The following is a 19,122-nucleotide window of genomic DNA, read 5'->3' as shown; positions in this document are numbered from 1 at the left end:
TGGGTGATACATTATGAATGGATTTCTGAAATGGTTTTTTGTTTTCATGTCGTCAATGCTTGCAGGCTTTGGGCAGATCTTCAAGGGTCTGTGGAACGGCATAAAACAGATCTTCAATATAAAAAACTACATAAGGATATTCAAGACCTACTCGGCAGACTTTGGTGCGCTGGGCTGGATACTTTCTGTGCTTGCAATTATCGTTGTTGTGGCTATCTTTGTGCTTATTATTTTTATGATAGTGCTTGCTGTGAGAAAGTACATAAGATTCAGACACTCTATCGTCAGCAATGAGGATCTTATCGAAGAAATATCTGACCTGCAGCGTCAGGTGGTCAAAATGACCAAGGAAAAAGATGAGATCATGGCAATGAAGGTGGCACAGCTTGGCGTATATGATAACACCGCTCTTGCAGAGGGTGAAAAAAAGCTTGCAGAGGGCGAGCAGATGCCTGCACAGGGCGAAGTTCAAACCACTGTGGACGGCGTTGTTCAGACAGCAGACTGCCGTTTTTCAAAGCTTATCGAGGTGGACAATTTCTACAAGACCTACGAGCCGCCTGCTTACAATAATGACATCACCCTTAGCGGTATCTGCGAAGCATACAGAAACTTTGCCTGCTCAAGAATGCACCTTTATTATGACATAAAAACTATCCGACTTTTCATTGCAGGCATGGCTTCAACAAAGCTCATTATCCTTCAAGGTATCTCTGGTACAGGTAAAACATCATTGCCATATTCATTCGGTAAGTTCTTGCAGAAAGATACCACTATTGCTTCTGTTCAGCCGTCATGGCGTGACAGAACTGAGCTTTTCGGCTACTTCAACGAGTTCACGAAGAACTTTAATGAAACAGAAGTCCTCAAAAGAATTTATTCTTCTGAATACAATGACGATGTAAACTTCATACTCCTCGACGAGATGAACATTGCGAGAGTAGAATATTACTTTGCGGAAATGCTCTCGATTCTTGAAATGCCTGATCCTGCCGAGTGGGAGCTTCATCTTGTTCCTAATGTGTGGAGTACCGACCCTGTTCGCCTTGATAAAGGCAAGCTGCGTATTCCGCAGAACATTTGGTATATCGGTACTGCCAACAACGACGATTCCACGTTCACTATCTCAGATAAGGTATACGACCGTGCACAGCCTATCAATCTTGACGCAAAGGGAGTTGCCTTTGACGCACCTGACACGCCGCCTATGAATTTAAGCTTTGAACATCTTGATACACTCTTCAAGGAAGCTTTTCAAATGTATCCTGTTTCACTGGACAGTCTGAAAAAGATCCAGCAGCTTGACCTTTGGGTAATTGAAAAGCTGAGAGTGGCTTTCGGTAACCGTATACTTAAACAGATGAACTTGTTTGTTCCTGTATATGTTGCCTGCGGTGGCGAGGAGCTTGACGGCATTGACTATGTGCTGGCAACTAAGATATTCAGAAAATTTGAGTCGCTTAACTTGGCAATGCTAAGAGAAGAGCTGAAAGAGCTTTGCACCTATATGCAGAAACTTTTCGGCAGAAACACTATGAAAGAATCTATAGCATATCTTGAAAGATTGCAGAAACTGTACTAAAATTTGTACTCATAAATTTTGAGAGGAGGGACGGGCATGAGCGAATACAACGAACAGCGTGCAGCTTTTGACAAAGCTGTAAAGACGTTTGACGGCAATAACAGCTTTGCGGCAGCCCGTGCCTTGCTTCTTTCGGGCGAAAAAACTGTATCTTTTAATCGTAAGATAATCGAGAAAAATATAGATTCGTCCTGGCTCACAGAGATAGAAAAAGCTTTGCCACATCTTGATACAGTAATAAGAAATCCAAGAAACACCATTAAAGAAGTGGAAGAGATCGTGCCTATCGCTATGTCAAGGAAGATAACGGTAGAGTCCATAAAACATCTGGGACAGCATACCGATCTTATTCAGGATATCGACAAAAAGACAGGAAAGATAACTCCGTCAAAGATACTCAACATTCATAAAGAGGAAACTCTCGATACATATGAAAATAGATTTGTAAATACCCTTATCGACAGGCTATACATTTTTATAAATATAAGATACAATAAGCTTGTCCAGACCGCAGAGGCGCAGGAGGCTTATTCTTTTAATTACGATACCATGGCTGACAGCGGCGACGGCAGAAAAGTCAACATAAGTTTTAAGATAGAAACTGTTGACAGTCTTGTCGGCGGCAGCAAGGATACTGACGTTTGGGCAAGGCTTGAAAGGGTCAAAAAGGCTATCGAGGGCTATAAAGGCTCAGTGCTTTGTACCACTCTTGGCAACGCTTTTATCAGACCGCCTGTTATGAGAACAAACGCTATCACCAAAAATGTGGACCTTATGGCGTGTCTTACCCTTTGGCAGTTTATCGAAAGCTACGATAAGGCAGGCTACGAGGTCAACGTTTCCGATACTGCACAAAGACCTGATGATTCTTATATTGAGGATATATACGGTCTGACGGCAATGAACTATATGCTTTTCCGCTCATATACCCATGGGGCAGACAAGTCGGAGAAGCTTAAAACCATAAAGAGCAAGACCCTCGCACCAAAGGTTGTCAGGCGTTTTGATAAGCAGACGTCTGATAAATATGATGTCATAGTTGGCGAGGGTGAACAAGGTAGTGCAAGCAATACAGATATGGGTATGACTGCCGAAGAGGCAGGAAACCTTACGGCAGAGCTTGACCGTATAGTTGAGATAGAAAAGCAGTTTCTCAAAGACGAGGAAGACCGTAAGAGGGCTGAGGAGCTTGCGGCTGCAGAAGCTGAAAGAAAGCGTGCAGAGCAGGAAAAGCTGGAGCGTCAGCGGCGTGAGGAAGAAGAGCGCATAAGGCTGGAGCATGAGGAAGAAGAACGCAGACGATTGGAGCTTATCCAAAAACAGCAGGCGGAGCAGGCTGCAAGAGAAAAGGCGGAGCGTGAGGAACGTGAACGCCGTGAAAAAGAGGAAGAGATCAAGCAGATCGCAAGACGCAAAAGGCAAATGGAAGAGCGCCAACGCCGTGAAGAGGAGCAGCGTGTCCGTGAGGAAAGAGCCAGGATCCGAGAGGAGAAAAAGCTCGTCCGCAGCAGCCTTGGATCTGCTATGGATCAGCAGATCAGCACGAATGAAGAAGCCGTGTCTTCAAGCTTTGTGTCAGAGTATGAGTCCCCTGAGATCGCTGCAAAAAAGGCGAAAGAAGCACAACAGCAGCGTGAGCAGGAACGTCGTGAGCGTGAACGTGCTGAGCGTCTTAAAGCTGAACGTGAAAGCTTTGAAAATAAAAATATCAATGAGATATTTAAAGAATATTCCAAAAATCCATATTACATGGCAAAACGTGGCATAACATATGTTCTGGCTCACGCATTTGGGATCATACCTGTTGTGACGGATAATCCGGACTATATCAGAATGCTCAAAGTCAAGAAGGAAAAAGAACTGGCTGAGGCAGAGAGAAAACGTGCAGAGCGTGAAATCGAGATTATCTATGAAAAATATGCTCCGTATCTGAAATATGATGTAAAGAGGCGTATCAAAAACAGGCAGTTTAAAAAGAGAAAACGTCTTGAGCGAAAGAACAGACCGCCAAGACCATATATTCCGCCACAGCGCACTGCTGAGGAGCAGAAAGCTATCGACACTGAGATGAAGAGGCTTTACAAGGAGTATCACGTTTCGGCTGCGGGCAGACTGGTAAGACATTTGAAAGAAAAGTACAGAAAGAAACCTTAGTGCAGGAGGGAGCGTCGGTATCATCGGCAAGGCGTTGAGGATAGTAAAAATAGCTTTGACAATACTTGGCTCTGCTGTGTTTGCGGCACTGCTGAGTGTGACGGTGTACATAATGGTCTGCGGCTGTATCGGCAAAACAGCAAGCATTTTTGGTTACAGCGTACTGAAAGTCGTGAGCGGAAGTATGGAGCCGTCTATACATGAGGGCGACTATATTTACATTAAAAGGACGGATACTGACAGCTTAAAGGCAGGGGATATCATTTCGTTCTACTCTCAAGATGATAGTATTAAAGGCGAGATAAATACTCACAGGATATCTGAGGTTTTGAGCGACGGCACTTTTGTTACTAAAGGCGATGCTAACAAAATAGAGGACAGCGTGACGGTGCAAAAAGTCAGCATTATTGGAAAATACTATGGAAAGCTCAGATTTTTCAAGTGGCTTGGATCATTTGCATCAACCAAAAAGCTCCTCATACTGTTTGTTATAATCCCAACAGTTTGCATGGCGGTGTATGAGGTAAAAACTATCGCTGAGATAAAAATATATTCAAACCGTGATGAAGCCTTGAAAGCGGCTGAGGAAGAAAAAGAAAAGCTTATGCGTGAGGCTGTTGAAAAGGAAGTTCAGCGGCTGAAAATGCAGGAAAATGAGAAAAAGGAGGCGAACAGCTTTGAATCAGGAAAAGATAATGAAGGCTAAAATGATAACGGCTATCGTTATTTGTATTGCGGCACTTGCAGGGCTGTTCGTTTTTATCGGGCTTTATATGGACAAGTCCGAGGAAGTCAGAAAGACTTACATTGCTAAGTATATGGAAAATCTGTCTGCCGCCTCTGAGGAGATAGACACTTATCTTGAAAGCGGCAAGGATCTTCCAACGAGATATAACATGATACTTTCGGATATGGGTGCGGCAAGGTCGCTGGTGTTTCTTATCGACGATTATACGGAGGAGCAGAAGGCTATAAACGAGCTTCATTACTGCTTTGTGAAGTACCCCGAACAAATGCAGGGCAAGCTTGAGGACGTAAAAAAAGCACTTGACCATATCACCGAAAATCTTGACAAAGGCTATAGGGAAGTCAACGAGATAGTTGATTCGGTTGATAAAATGGGAAATTAATGCAAGGAGGACAATAACGTGAGCAGTAAAGGGCAGCTTAAAAGAGAAATAAAGAAATGCAGACTTACTATCGAGGAGATAGAGCGTAAGAGATCACGTTCGCAATCAGCGCTTGTTCAGGCGATTCTTTTGCAGGAAGAGCCTAACGAAATGGACGTTGAGTGGTTCAACAAATACACAGGCGAGATAACCGCTTGCAGAAACCACATGATAGAATTGCAAAAAGAGCTTGACTCGATGAAATAATGGAGGTCGCCAAAGTGGCTGAGCATAAAGTGATAGAGAAAGCAGACAGCGAGGAAGAAAAGAAGAAACGCAAACTGCTTATTATAAAAATAATACCAGTTGCAGTGCTGGCATTTATACTTATTGCGGTCAGTCTGGCTTGGTTTACCATTGATAAAGCCCTTGATCTTGATTCATTTGGAATGAAAAGCGTAGATTCGCCATTTGAACTGAAAACAGTAGGCAGTGCCAATATGCTTAAAGCTGAGATACTTGACAGCAATGACTACTCTAAGGTGTCTGATGGTAGCAACATCACTTCTGACGAGAACAACAGGATCTACTGGCTTCTTGATGAAGAAAGCGGTATGACGAATGGTATCAACCCAGGCAGTCACGGAAAGCTTACTTTTTATGTTATTCCGAAGCAGTCGGGGGAAATGGAGATACAGTTTAAGTTGAGTATCACGGGGTATGCAGAGAATAAAAACGAAGACGCTGTTTCTTATGAAAAGGTAACTGATGGAAATGTTACAAGCTTTTTGAATGGACACATCATGTTTTTTGAGAAATATGATGAGAACAATCACACATATTCCGATTTTCTTAGTGATGAAACATTCACAAGGACGTTTAAAGATTGTAAGGCAGATGTTCCACAGGAAGTGAACGTATATTGGGTGTGGCCGAACACGCTTGGTCAGATACTAATGAAAAGCACAGATGAAAATCTGACAGAGAAAAATGTGCTGTTTGGTGATAACAGTGAAGAGCGTTTGAATTTTGCGGAATATATAAAGGGTAATTTAAGCTTGTTCTTGTCAGGTGATGCTGATAAAGAACAAAATAAAACAGTTATTGAGAAAATACTTAAAGGTGAAAAATACAGCACAGCTCAGTTATCGTCACTAAGCTCAATGTATAATGACGCTGACGAAAAGATAGGTACAAAGGTGCAATATATCCTTGTTGAACTAAACGTATAGATAAGAATATTAACTTTGCACGGAGGCAGTTGAAAGTGAAAGCTAATAGAAATCAGAAAATTAATAGAATATGCCACAAGCTTTACAGCAAGTATCGCAAGAATATTATTTCTTTAGTTACCGCTGCCGTATTGCTTGTTACAAGTATGCCTCTTGCAGACATTTCAGGTGTTGTGTCTAAAATGGTATCAACTGTCACCAACGCTATTACGGCTATGGCGGCAGATACATATACTGACATAACTAACGATATCAAAAATGACGTTTATACCATACAGAATGCAGACGATTTTAAAAAGCTTCTTAATGCAGATCCTGCTGACTATCAGAAAATCACAATATTGTTTTCAAACAACCAATCTCAGTTTAAGTCTTCTGATTTTACAGGAATAGAAAAAGGACTTGGCAATGAAAATTATCCTTTCATGGGAACAGTCAAAGCAAATGAGGGTTCAGCTATTAATCTTCCTATTAATTTTGCTCTGTTTGAATATCTTAGTGACAGTGCAAATTTAGATTCTATTATTTTTGCTAGACCGGAAGATAAAAATTCAGCTTTGCTTGCTGAGAATGTTGTACACGGTGATGTGGCTTCAGCTAATAAGTGGAAAATAAAAGCTGATCCTGTAGATGATTCAGGTGCTACAATTTATAAATCCTTCACGTCTGTTATAGGCAATATGAAAAATGGAGCAAATGTCGATCTGGATATCACTCTAAGTAATGGTGTCAAGGCGGAAGTATCAGGTGGGGATAATGCAGGTCTTGCTTGTGGCACTATGGACGAAAACGCAAGTCTTGATGTAAGCTTGTCAAGTAATTTGCTTGACGTTTTTGGCAAATCGAATGCAGGTGTATTTGTTGGAAAAATGAGTGCTGGTGCAACACTGAACATTGACAAGTACAACACCTTGACGGGCGTAAATATATCCGCAAACAACGCAGGCGGACTTGTGGGTAGTGCAGAGAATGCAGAAATAAATGTTGGCGAAGGTGTCACCATTACCATGACCGGAAGCGTTACAGGTTCTGTAACTGCGGGCGGTCTTTTCGGCTCTTATACATACAGTAAAGCCAACGAAAAGACATTTGATATTTCAAAATTCAGCGGCATGAAAATGACCCTTGATTGTCCAAGCGGAAGCACCGCTGACAGTGCGGCTGTTGGTTCTGTTTTCGGACTGCTTACAAATGGGACGGAGAGTGCAAAAATCAGTATCAAAGGCACAGCTAATGATACTATTACTTCAAACTTCAATGGCACTGTCACGGCAGGCTTTTATGGCGGTATTGTCGGAAGATATTCTGCCAATGCTCTTAGCTCTGAACTTGAAATCAGTGATGTTACTGTAGATGTGACCGGTTCATGCAATGCCCTTGATTTTGGCGGCCTTATTGGTAAGATAGGTGATAACAGCAGGGCTTATGTAAGCGTCAAGAATACCACTATAAGTATTAAAAATTCCACATCATCACAAAATAATTATGGCGGACTTGTGGGCTATGCAGATCAGGCTTTTATAGATGTTGGCGGCAAAGTCAAAGTTACTGCAAATAATGTTTCTGCAAACCAGAGCGTAGGTGGCATTGTTGGCAAATTTAATAAAAATGGCGTTGTAAGGCTTGGCGGTAAAACAGACCTTTCAGGCTTTTATCCTAAAGACCCTAACAAAAACGGATGTCAGATAGTAGGAAATAGAGGCAATGCTTTGATCTATAGTTTAAGCGGCTGGTCATTTACAAGGACATCTTCAAAAGTCATAGACGATATGGATTGGGGCGGAGTGCTTCGCCTTAACGATTCCAATCTGCTTGAGAGTGCTGACGGTGTTCTGTCTTTTGATGGATCAGGACATACTGTTACAATAAATGGATTTCCTAATAATAATATAACCATAAGCAATAGGGCGGATTTTGCCCGTGCGGCTTTGATAATGCAGCATGATAGCAATGATTTTGTTAAGTATAGCGGTGCTAGCAGGGCAGATATGCTTGCGGCAAATATCAGCCTTAGTGCAGATGTTGATATAAGCGACACAGGTCTAACCGGCTTTATGCGTGATAATGGTGAGAATACTTTCACAGGCACTCTGAATGGCAATAGTCATAAACTTACCATTACAGTGGGAACAGAAAATGATAAGATAGTTTTCCATACTCATAATGGACTTTTTGCAAAGACAAGCGGTGCAAAAATAAGCAATTTAAAGCTTGTTTCAAACTTTAATATTGTTGGTGACAATGCTTCCGGCGGTGATGCTTGTTATATTGGTTCTGTATCTGCATACAACAGCGGAGCTTTGACTATCTCCAATGTGACCGCTGATGTGACCGCAGCCCCAAGTGGAGCGTATACGAATTTTGTCGGAGGTCTGGTTGGGTATGTTGCTGACGCCACAAGCGAAGTTTCATTCACTAATTCTGCTGTAACAGCAAATCTTACATACGATAATAGCACAACAAAGAAAGACTGTACTTGTCTTGGCGGAGTTATCGGAATGGTAGGTGCTGTTACATCAACGCCTGCACCCGTTATTAAGTTTGATAATCTCACTGTTGGCGGAAGTATAACGGATAAACACACAGGAAGTAACTCTAGAGTTGGCGGACTTATTGCAGAGGTCGGTGCTAAGGATAATTCAGCTTCTGTTGTACCTAATAAGATATCTATCACCAATGTTAATATTAATGCTTTAACAATAAATTCTAGTGGTAAATCAAATAGCGGTGGATTTTTAGGGCATAACTGGTATAGAGTAGAAATTGATCTGAGTAGTTTGAATGTAAACAATTCAAGCTTAACAGTGAATAATGGCACAGAACTGGGCGGTCTTGTACTTTCCACAACAGGTTATTGGAGCATAAATAAGGTTAGCTTTGACAGTGTGAAAGTGAAAGCAACAAAATGTATAAATTTCGGCATGCTTGCCTCAACTCTTTTTGGTAGAGATTATGACTCTTATGGCTTTGATTATTTTAAAGGTGAAAATGTCAATAATTACAGAAGCTCACGAGATGCAACTTATTTTGAACTTACTAAACCTAATGGATATAAGATCTCACAAGATACTAAGATAAATATAAGCCCAAGCTATTCGTATTTTGATGAGATAGCTCGTTGTAGTATTTATTATTCTTCTTCAGCTAGTTTTATGTCTAATCGTCAAGCCATAATTTCAATTCCTGCTGTTACAGCGGACGGAGAGCGTTTGCTTTATATGGACGGAAAGAACTGCAATACCTATCAAAATCAAACAACAAATAATGGTGCTGTTTGGAAAAATAATTCTTGGGCAAGATATTATTATAACCTTGATGTATATAAAAACGGTAAAGCCATCACAGGCGGAGCTAGGGCTACTGTATGGAGCGCAAAGCTTTTTGCGGCAAATAATATAAAAAATTATATTAATAGCACAAATATAGATTTTCCAACAGATGCAGAAATAGATTTGACAGGATATTCATTTTATCCTGTTGATACAAATGGTTGTAATATAAAATCAAATTCAACTATTACTTTTGAAAATAATGGTTTTAATCAGTCTGAAATGGTATCAAGCAGTAATAGTGACAATTATGCCCGTACAACAGAAGGCATGGATGGAACAAACTTAAATAATGTACATAATCAACATTACATGATGCAATGCGGACTTTTCAGAAATGAAAATGGAGCTGTTACCATAAGTGGTAAACTGACTTTTAAGGGAAATATCGGTAAAGTTAATAATGGTTCAGGTGCATTGGTTTGCGGCTCGGTTGCTGACGACACCAATACTACAAAGAAATCTGTCAAAATTACCGGCAGTATCGTTCTTGACGATCTGTATGTGAATGATACTTCTTTAAGTTTAAATGGTGAAAATTCTTATGCCCCTTTGCTTATAAATAAGATAGGCAACATGACAGAGATCACTATACAGAATGTGTCACAGAAAAAACACAGTATGACCGCTGAACAATATTACAAAGGCGGTCAGAATTATGCTGCAACAAGCCTTATAGGCAATGTAGGAAGCGAAAAGGGTCAAAATATATCTCTGACTTTCTCAAACATCAAGCTTGATGCAAGTGATGTAAATTCAATTTTCAAAAATGCTACTTTGCTTGAAAGCTTTCAGCATTCTGACGGCGCAGGCTCTTCTGCAATATACAACTATAAATGGGAAGAAGATTGGGGAACAGAAGCAAAGCATAATGTAACCTACGGAAAAGAAGTGTCTGACACCAAGAAGAATGTTGATGATTATGGAAATAGCAGGCAGAATAAATATCATGGTGATTGGAGTATGGATGACAGGTATACTTCTCCTATCCAAAATAACGCAACAGAGGAATATAGCTTTACTAAATACAAGCCATATGTTGCTAAATCGTATGATACCACTCAAAACTATGATGAGATAGACGTAAACCTTGAGCGACCATATCTTATAAAGGGCTGCGGAACATACTCTGATCCATATATCCTTGACGCTTCTACTCTTGCCGAGGTCGCACGAGTTATCAGTACAGCCGCACCTACAAATGGCTGGGAAGTAAACTATAATGCAAATGTTTCTGCCGATAAATCGACTGTTAATGCTAATAGTGCTTTTTGCAAAGGCACCAAGCATGAAACCTATACTTATGATGGTGCAGGCAATTTTGTAAGCGGAACGAAAAAAGTTTCAGTTTCAAAAGATAACATGATCAAATATCTTTGCGAAGCTTATTACAAGATAGATGATGATATAGTTCTCGGCAGTTCTTTTGCAGGTCTTGGCGGAACATCAAATAGTTACGTTTTCAGAGGCGTTATTGTTGGACAGAAGAAATCCGACGGAACATATCCAACTATCACCAATAATTCTGCAAGTCCGCTCATTAGGTTCAGCAGCGGAAGTGTTGTAAAAAATATCAATATAGTATATGCTAATAATGTAACGCTTTCAAAAAACAATAATAATAAATTAAACTACAGTACCGGAAAGACAGAGTATTATGGCGGTGTTATGGGCGTTGTGTTCGGTGGAGATAATATCATTGATAATGTCAAGGTAACAAATCCTAATATAACATTTGCAAATAACGATAACAGCAAACAACATCTCATTACTGCAGGCGGATATGTTGGCGCCATAGTTTACGGCGGAGTTATTTTCAGAAATATGAACAACGTTGCCAAAGATAGTGCGATTACAACCAACAATACTGAGGCAGTGGGCGAAAACGCAGCTACCAACCTCTTTATCAATCCATATATAGGCAGAGTTGTAAACGGCTTTGCTATTGAAGAGGGAACAAAGTTCGGTAAGTCAACTAACCTTGACAATGGCAGGAAAAATTATCTCATCACGCAGTTTAAGAGCGAGCTTAATGATGCTGAGAAATTAAATGTTATTGCCGGCACGACAAATACTATTGAAGTGCCTAATGCACAGGCATTGTTTATGCTGTCTGTCATATCACAGTCCGGTATGGGATATACAGATAAATATAAAAACACTTGCGGCTATGGTCACTATACTTTCACTCGAAATGCAGACTATTCAAAAGTTGGTACAGCTGCATTGACTTCTGATGATAAAGATTACAAAACTGCGATCTCAGATTATCAAAGACTTGAAAAGGCTACAAGCAGGGAATATGAAAAGAAAAATTCTGTAATGCTAAAAAAATATACAAAGCCAAGTGGAAATCTTTATGAAGCAAAATGGGCACACGATCAAAGTAAGAAATTTACTGTTAAGCTCACAGGAAATGAAACCTATGACCTCACCGACACAGGTTTTCGTGGAATAAATCAGTTGTTTGATGCAGCAGATAGTAACCTGGGCGGCATTGACTGTGGATATACTTTGTCTTTGACAGCTATCCAGGGAAATGATCAGACTATAAAGCTCGATACAGATATAAAAGCCTATGCTGTGAAAATAACAGATAACAAGGGCGGTAGCGCTAACACTGTTGAGTTTGAAAATGTGGATAACTACAAGTATCGTACCGCATTCGACAAAGTGAAAGGAGTTGGGCTGATAAACTGTTCAACGTATGCTCTAACTGTAGATAGTCTTAAGCTTTCCGGCAAGATCAGCGTTAAGACGTATAACAACGACGGAAAATCGTATGTTAATGAAGACCTTTCTACAGGTGGTATTGTTGGCGGAGTACAGGGTCAATGCAAGTTTAGCGGAATAACCTTGAATGATCTTGAGGTATCTGGCGCATATACTGTGGGAGGACTTATAGGAAAGTCAACAAATAATATCAATATAAGTGGCGTTAAGTCTGAAAACAGCGGCATATATGTGTATGGCGGATTTGAAACAGGCGGCCTTGTGGGAAATTCTCAGAAAGGCAGCGAATTTAATGTTAAGGATTCCAAGATTACTATTAATAAAGTTGAATTTGCTAATCTTGATAAAGGCACAGGTACTTGGTTTGGCGTAGGCGGGATCGTAGGCTCTGCAAATATCAAAACGACAATAAGCAATGTTCGGCTTACACCTTATAATAAAGACAGCTTTATCGGCTCAAAAAAAGACAATAAACCCCTTGCTACCCAGACAATGAACGAGGGCGGTCTTATAGGATTGTCCAACGAAGTATGCACAATAGAAAACACAAGCGTCAGCGTCGATGTTTATGGAAGTAATGCCGGCGGATTCGTTGGAATAAACAAAAAACAGTTGTCTGTCAATGAGAACTGTTATTATGGTGGAACGTCTGACACATCAGCTTGCGGCGTCTATGGTTATGCAAGCTCAGGCGGAATGGTCGGCACACAGAATGAGGCTGTGAACATATCAAAGTCTGCTGTAAAAAATGCAGCGATAGGTATACCAGCTGCTAAAAATGATAATGTAGGTATCGGAGGTTATGTTGGCATAAAAGCTAACGGTGATCTGAAGATAACTGATTGTGAAGTCAATAATGTTACGCTGTCAGCAGAAGATAAGTCCAATGGTGCAGGTGCAGGCGGTGTGATCGGTCATAATGACGGCGGCAACACTTATGCTTATGATATTCTCATAAATAAATTAAGCTATATAAAAGGCAACAACAGTGTGTCTGTTTCTAACCTGATAGGTTGGAACAAATATAAAAATCTATCATCTGAATTTATCGGAGTATCAGTAAATAACACGGATTGTTTACCTGATATACAGTATAATGCTTCACAGATACCTGCCGGCTTTACCGCTGTTCACTCCGACTACAAAGGTACTCAGGATAATACCCATAATATCGGTGAGGGAAGCGGCACGCACGTTGATATCTATTCACCTTATGTCAATATAAACCCAAGCGTTACTGTCGGCGGTAAGACTTTCGCAGGTGATCTTGTTGGCGGAAATATGCAGACTATCATCAGTGACGCTGCTTCCTATACGAATGGCACAAAGATAAAATCCTATGGCATAAACAGTACCATAAAGACATATGCAGAGGATCTGGGTAATTCAAAGCTTACAACATTCAAGCAAGCTTCCGAGCTTGATGTTCAGGAGCTGAATGATCTTCCAGTTTTGCTTATAGATGATAACTCATCGTTGAATATCACGCAAATGCTCGCAAAGTATATCTCAGTTGTGACAAATTGTGATGTTTTAGACAGCAGTTCAAATAAGCTGAAAACAACAGATCTTATGAATGTAAGCACAGCGACCTATGTGTATGATAACGGCAGTTTAACAAAATCAGACAAAACAACTCTTACATTTAACAGCAAGACAGGATATTTCAAGGTCACAGACGGTCAGTACGACAATGACGGCACAAACAGATTTACTGTCATTACTCTTGATTATATCGACCCAACGGGAAGCGGTAAAACTACTCTTAGACTTCATATTCCTGTTTTTGTAAGAAAGGTGCTTGATTTCAGCTTCCAATCTTACGTTATCTCAGGCACAGACTATAACCATTCTCATTATACGGATAAAACAAAGCTTGCTTTTGAGAGCTTTGATGCACCTGTTACTACTTATTTTAAGTATTCCTATTACAAATCCGCTAACGAATGGGAAAAAATGCTCAATAATGGTGACAGCCTGCTTTGGAGCTTTGATAAAAAGCTTTACCTTATTGGTGATAATGCCACTGACAGTGGTGTGCTTACCGATGATACAAAGCTAACTCTTGTTGATGCAAATAACAATGACAAGACTTATCATTCTACCGCAAGTGATGCTAAGTTTAATAAAACAACCGGTGAGCTTGACTTGACAAATATAAGTGGCTTTAAACCGGTCACAATGAATGATGTTCTGTTAAGGTATGCGTCGGTAACAGCTAAAGAATCATCTGACGGAACACTTGTTGAGGCAGCTGATGAAGCTACAGCTACCGTGAAAACAAGCGACGGCATGTATTATAGACCTGCCGGCGAGGGTGAAACAGGCACTTATAAGATAATTGTTTCAGCGAACAGTGATACACCGAAAAATGCTAATGACGAAATGATAATAAGCGAAAGCTATTATCTCACTATCATCATTCCGGAAAATGAAGGTTCAAAAAAGGTCATCAAGAACTTTGTGAATTATTATAGCGGTAATAAGCCAAGAAAGCTCAATGGCAATATTCCTACAAATCTTGTCCAAGTGACAAATAATGACACTGGTGCATATGTTATTGCAAACTTTTTTACACAGCTAGTAAGTGTGACGGCTCATGACCCAGAGGAGATAACAGCGTCAAATAATTTTGTCCGTGCGACAATGACGTCAAAGATAAGCATTGATCAGAGTCTTAGAGATACATTTAATGGCTATAAGAGTGACGATTTCAATATGTATCAGGCGTTTAAATTCTCTATGAAGAGCTTTGATGAAAACGATGCGGGAGCTAATGCAAAGATCATTGCAGGAACATCGGTGAATGTTGATTACAGCATTTTAAACAGTTCAGACACAGAGTTATCAAACGCAAAAATAAGCAAGACTGAGACACTTTCAGAAGCTAAAGACAGCTATATGCTGATGTATCCCGATTCGGTCTACGATTATATCAACAATGACACAAATGGCTCTATAACTGTCAAGGCTGATATCAGCTTAACTTACGGTACTGCGGGGATCATAGATCAGTTTCCTGAGCGTAAGGACGGGGATACAAAAACCGGTATCGGCGTAAATGCGGCGTCTTATGTTGCATATAGTCAGAACAATATTGAGAACAGCTCTATCTCTAAAAGTGGAGATATGCCTGCCAGACGCTACTATAGAAAGGCAATGACGGTGGCACAGCTAAACTATAACGTTGCAGAGTCAACGGTTCTTGAGTCGAAGGATTCACCATTTTCGCAGCTTGGTATCAATGCCAAAGATATGACTACAGAAGAAATGGCAATAACAGCAAATGCTATCTATGATCTGTCTGCTTTGAGTCGGTCAACAAGGGACAGCGGCAAAAAAATACAGTATACAATGAGGTTGTATGTGAAGGACAATAGTGGCGATTATAAGCAGACAAACGATATTAGCAAATATCTCAGCAGCTTTACTTTGGAAAACGCCGCATCAAACAGCGGTCTGAATGGCAAGGAGTGCGTTTTTACCACTGACTATAATGGCGAAGAACAAAACACAGCCGTTACGAAATTTACAGTAAAAACAGGCAAGGCTTTTGAGGAGCAGGGACTTACCTATGCGAACTACAGAGTTGAGCTTACCGCAGTATTGCTTAATGACAACAACTCAGTTGTTAATGGAACTACCGCAAGCGACTATGTTGTTTACACAAACGCAAAAATAGAAACAGGCTTTATAAATTCATAATAAGCAGGCATTTTCAGGAGAAAAATATGACAAAAAGTATTTTTGGAAAATTCAGAAAATTAGAAAAAAAGAAGAAGCTCCAGCTGGTCATAGCAGTATCTCTCTCGGCGGTACTGCTTGTGGCACTGCCTGTTTATGCGTGGTTTACTCACAAACGTTCTATTGCTCTTACAACAAAAATAAATGCCCCTACTCAGCTTTATATCACCGCAGGCAATAAAGAATCTGTGGCAAATCTTGAAATGGCAGATATTGACGTTGAGAACGGCAGATATAAAGACTTTGTTTTTGGAATAGGCGGGGCAGACGTGCAACAATATCAAATACAGCTTGCACATACAACGAATATCCCTTTTGAGTATGAGATATACCGTGCGAAAGACGTACCGGAAGCTGATAAAAATAATGATACTGTAGTTTATGTTTCTGATGAAGAGAATAAAACGTTTTATTACAATATAGACGGCAGTAAGATCTCAGGAAGATATCTCAATCAGCAAGGCTCGGAGATCATTGCTGACAGCACGCTTCATGAAAAGTCTTATGACAGTTACGGCAATGTTCAGAAAAATGCCGAAGCACTTTATTGGCAGTCGGACGCACTGACGGTAATTGACAATAAAGACCCGTTTTGCGATTATTTTATAATAAGAGTAAAATGGAATGAAAATGTCCAAAACAATAAAGAAACTGATATGGTCTACCTTACAGTTCAAAGAAAGTAATAAATCACAAAATAGAGAGGAGGGTGGCTGTTATGAAAGACCAATTTATAAAAAAGCTTAAAAGATCGTGGCTTGCAATATGGATAGCTTTTGTGGCAGCCGCACTCAGCACTGTTGGCGTTTTGGCGGCTTATACCAGCGTTTCAAGTGTAAAGCGAGTTGTGTCCACACAAAAGGGAGCAGGTATGCTGTTTTCATCTAATTATCTTACAACAGATGAAAATGATCTTCCAAGGACGATAACATTTAGCAATATGGAAACCTCGCCTTGTGTGACAGTCAATGTATGCAACTATCCGCAAACAATGATAAAGCACAATGATAAGGATATCACATACACCATTACAGTTGAGCTTGTGGACAGCGACGGAAATGCCGTTACCGGAGAAGAAGCTGCTAAATACTCGGTTGAATATGGCGGTGAAAATAAGACTTTTGAAGGTAATTCAAAAATTGTATTTTCTTCACTTGTGCTTAAATCAGATGATTTCAACAAGCATGAATTTGTGCTGACTTTTGATAAGTCGCAGCTCACAAAGTCTGATATATACATGAAAGTGACAGCCGCACCTACAGATCAGGCAGAGTTGAAAACGCTCTCCGCAAAGCTTGGCGTTATCTATATAAATGATAACACATCATCAACATGGACAGGCACATTCATCGACAATGCTACCTCGCCTAAAGACCTTGACGGCTTCAACTACCGTCTGTCAGGCAGTGGCGAGGGTACTGTCACCCTGACTTGGAATACGAACTATGTTGATATCAGCCCATGGTTTAAAAACACTTACAGCCTAAATGTTTCTACAGATGTAAATACAAAAATTGCCACTGCAACTATGAAAGTGAATTCTGCCGAGAAAAATCAATATGATATTCAGTTCTATCGAACGAACGGCATTAACAGTGCGGAGCAGTGGTCTGACGGTAATCATACCAATATTACGGTGAATGGAACGGGATTTGTATCAATGAGTTTCACTCAAGGCGCAGCGTCAGGGAATTAGAATATGTACAAAAAAACGGACTGCAAGCAAAATGCAGTCCGTTTTCTTTTGTAGGGGCGAACAGTGTTCGCCCGTTATTATATCCGTGTAATGTTCAGTACGAAAGCTTAGAGTGCAGACTTCAAAGCCTCAGCAAGCTGAGCAGGACATGATGTGCCGCGTCCGTTGCAGTCGATACCCTCAAGTCTGTCAATAACGTCTTGAACCTTCATGCCCTCAACAAGCTTTGATACACCCTGTGTGTTGCCGTTGCAACCGCCTGTGAAATGCACTTTCTTTACGATACCGTCCTCTACTTCGATATCTATTTTTCTTGAACATACTCCCTTTGGAGTGTAGCTTATCGTTGCCATTTGAAAAACCTCCTAAATTCTTGCTACGCCTGTTTCTCTTGCAGCCTTTGCCACAGCCTCAGCCACAGCGATCGGTACAGATCTGTCAAAAGAGTTAGGCAGTATAAATTCCGCACTGAGCTTGTCCTCAGGCACACAGCCTGCGATAGCCTTTGCGGCGGCCATTTTCATTTCCTCGTTGATGTCAGAAGCTCTTACTGCAAGCGCACCCTTGAAAATTCCAGGGAATGCGATAACGTTGTTTATCTGGTTAGGGAAGTCTGAACGTCCCGTGCCAACGATAAACGCACCTGCCGCCTTTGCTTCGTCAGGCATTATCTCAGGAGTCGGGTTAGCCATTGCGAAAAGTATAGGCTTGTCATTCATGGACTTGACCATTTCGGCTGTAACGAGCTTTGGCTTGGAAACGCCTACGAAAGCGTCTGCGCCCTTGAGTGCGTCAGCAAGAGAGCCGTGGAGCTTGTTCTTGTTTGTGACCTTAGCCATTTCAGCGTGAGCCTCGTTAAGATAATCATCGCCCTCGCAGATTATGCCCTCACGGTCTACCATGATAAGGTTGCCGATACCAAGAGAAAGCAAAAGCTTTCCGATAGCACAGCCGGCTGCACCTGCACCGTTTATAACAAGTGTAATATCCTCTATCTTCTTGTTTGCTACCTTGCAGGCATTCATAAGTGCCGCACCGACAACGATAGCAGTTCCGTGCTGATCGTCATGGAAAACAGGGATATCAACTTTTTCTTTAAGCTTAGCTTCTATCTCAAAGCACCTTGGAGCGGCAATATCTTCAAGATTTATTCCGCCGAAGCTGTCTGATATCATAGCGATAGTGTTTACTATTTCGTCAACGTCATTGGACTTTATGCAAAGCGGAAAAGCGTCAACGTCTGCGAACTCCTTGAAAAGCGCACACTTGCCCTCCATAACAGGCATACCTGCCAGACCGCCAATATTGCCAAGACCAAGCACAGCAGAGCCGTCTGTGATAACAGCCACAAGATTTGCACGTCTTGTAAGCTCATATGAAAGGTCAGGATCTTTCTGTATCTCAAGGCAAGGCTGAGCAACGCCAGGTGTGTAAGCCAGCGTCAGGTCTTTTGCATTGTTTACCTTTGCTCTTGAGCAGACCTCTATCTTGCCTTTCCATTCTCTGTGTTTTTGTAGGGATTCTTCCATTACGTTCATTTTAT

11 protein-coding genes are annotated in these 19,122 nt (G+C 40.9%); 9 read left to right on the top strand and 2 right to left on the bottom strand.

Features of this window, described 5'->3' with window-relative positions; translation table 11 throughout:
- The first annotated feature begins 13 nt into the window (after positions 1 to 13).
- Genes DWW81_RS09335 through DWW81_RS09295 form a run of 9 tightly spaced genes read left to right on the top strand, consistent with a single transcriptional unit; the run spans position 14 to position 17,579 of the window.
- The gene (locus tag DWW81_RS09335; RefSeq protein ID WP_117897573.1) at positions 14 to 1,582 is read left to right on the top strand and encodes a hypothetical protein; all 1,569 of its coding nucleotides are present in this window, start codon (positions 14 to 16) and stop codon (positions 1,580 to 1,582) included.
- 36 nt (positions 1,583 to 1,618) lie between these two features.
- Complete coding sequence (locus DWW81_RS09330; protein ID WP_117897572.1) at positions 1,619 to 3,736, top strand: DUF2357 domain-containing protein; 2,118 nt, start codon at positions 1,619 to 1,621, stop codon at positions 3,734 to 3,736.
- Positions 3,737 to 3,770: 34 nt separating this feature from the next.
- Positions 3,771 to 4,442 (top strand): signal peptidase I, encoded by a 672-nt coding sequence (locus DWW81_RS09325; RefSeq protein WP_117897571.1) that lies wholly within the window; start codon positions 3,771 to 3,773, stop codon positions 4,440 to 4,442.
- The gene (locus DWW81_RS09320) at positions 4,414 to 4,866 is read left to right on the top strand and encodes a hypothetical protein (protein WP_117897570.1); all 453 of its coding nucleotides are present in this window, start codon (positions 4,414 to 4,416) and stop codon (positions 4,864 to 4,866) included. Before DWW81_RS09325 ends, DWW81_RS09320 begins: the two co-directional genes overlap by 29 nt.
- Before the next feature lie 18 nt (positions 4,867 to 4,884).
- Positions 4,885 to 5,112 (top strand): hypothetical protein, encoded by a 228-nt coding sequence (locus DWW81_RS09315; RefSeq protein WP_022286677.1) that lies wholly within the window; start codon positions 4,885 to 4,887, stop codon positions 5,110 to 5,112.
- Between the two features lie 14 nt (positions 5,113 to 5,126).
- Positions 5,127 to 6,077: a hypothetical protein gene (locus DWW81_RS09310; RefSeq protein ID WP_117897569.1), complete on the top strand. Its 951-nt coding sequence runs from the start codon at positions 5,127 to 5,129 to the stop codon at positions 6,075 to 6,077.
- 35 nt (positions 6,078 to 6,112) lie between these two features.
- Positions 6,113 to 15,844, top strand: coding sequence for a hypothetical protein (locus DWW81_RS09305; protein WP_117897568.1), 9,732 nt, complete (start codon positions 6,113 to 6,115; stop codon positions 15,842 to 15,844).
- 26 nt (positions 15,845 to 15,870) lie between these two features.
- Positions 15,871 to 16,569 (top strand): hypothetical protein, encoded by a 699-nt coding sequence (locus DWW81_RS09300; RefSeq protein WP_117897567.1) that lies wholly within the window; start codon positions 15,871 to 15,873, stop codon positions 16,567 to 16,569.
- A gap of 32 nt (positions 16,570 to 16,601) precedes the next feature.
- Positions 16,602 to 17,579 (top strand): hypothetical protein, encoded by a 978-nt coding sequence (locus DWW81_RS09295; protein WP_117897566.1) that lies wholly within the window; start codon positions 16,602 to 16,604, stop codon positions 17,577 to 17,579.
- A gap of 107 nt (positions 17,580 to 17,686) precedes the next feature.
- Here the strand turns inward: DWW81_RS09295 and DWW81_RS09290 are convergent, their stop codons facing one another.
- Together DWW81_RS09290 and DWW81_RS09285 are read right to left on the bottom strand one after the other, a co-directional pair.
- On the bottom strand, positions 17,687 to 17,932 hold the full coding sequence (locus tag DWW81_RS09290) for a TIGR03905 family TSCPD domain-containing protein (RefSeq protein WP_022286682.1): 246 nt from the start codon (positions 17,930 to 17,932) through the stop codon (positions 17,687 to 17,689).
- A 12-nt stretch (positions 17,933 to 17,944) separates the two neighbouring features.
- The gene (locus DWW81_RS09285) at positions 17,945 to 19,117 is read right to left on the bottom strand and encodes a malic enzyme-like NAD(P)-binding protein (protein ID WP_117897565.1); all 1,173 of its coding nucleotides are present in this window, start codon (positions 19,115 to 19,117) and stop codon (positions 17,945 to 17,947) included.
- Between the last annotated feature and the right edge of the window lie 5 nt (positions 19,118 to 19,122).

The organism is Ruminococcus sp. AF17-1AC (genome assembly GCF_003461385.1).
GTDB classification, from domain to species: Bacteria; Bacillota; Clostridia; order Oscillospirales; family Ruminococcaceae; genus Hominimerdicola; species Hominimerdicola aceti.
The sequence above is the reverse complement of the archived record's forward strand: the minus strand, read 5'-3'. Positions and strand labels throughout refer to the sequence as shown.

Excerpts from the sequence above, each read along its gene's own strand:
- DWW81_RS09330 (WP_117897572.1), top strand. The coding sequence starts at position 1,619 with ATGAGCGAATACAACGAACAGCGTGCAGCTTTTGACAAAGCTGTAAAG.
- DWW81_RS09300 (WP_117897567.1), top strand. The coding sequence starts at position 15,871 with ATGACAAAAAGTATTTTTGGAAAATTCAGAAAATTAGAAAAAAAGAAG.
- DWW81_RS09290 (WP_022286682.1), bottom strand. The coding sequence starts at position 17,932 with ATGGCAACGATAAGCTACACTCCAAAGGGAGTATGTTCAAGAAAAATA.
- DWW81_RS09295 (WP_117897566.1), top strand. The coding sequence starts at position 16,602 with ATGAAAGACCAATTTATAAAAAAGCTTAAAAGATCGTGGCTTGCAATA.
- DWW81_RS09335 (WP_117897573.1), top strand. The coding sequence starts at position 14 with ATGAATGGATTTCTGAAATGGTTTTTTGTTTTCATGTCGTCAATGCTT.
- DWW81_RS09285 (WP_117897565.1), bottom strand. The coding sequence starts at position 19,117 with ATGAACGTAATGGAAGAATCCCTACAAAAACACAGAGAATGGAAAGGC.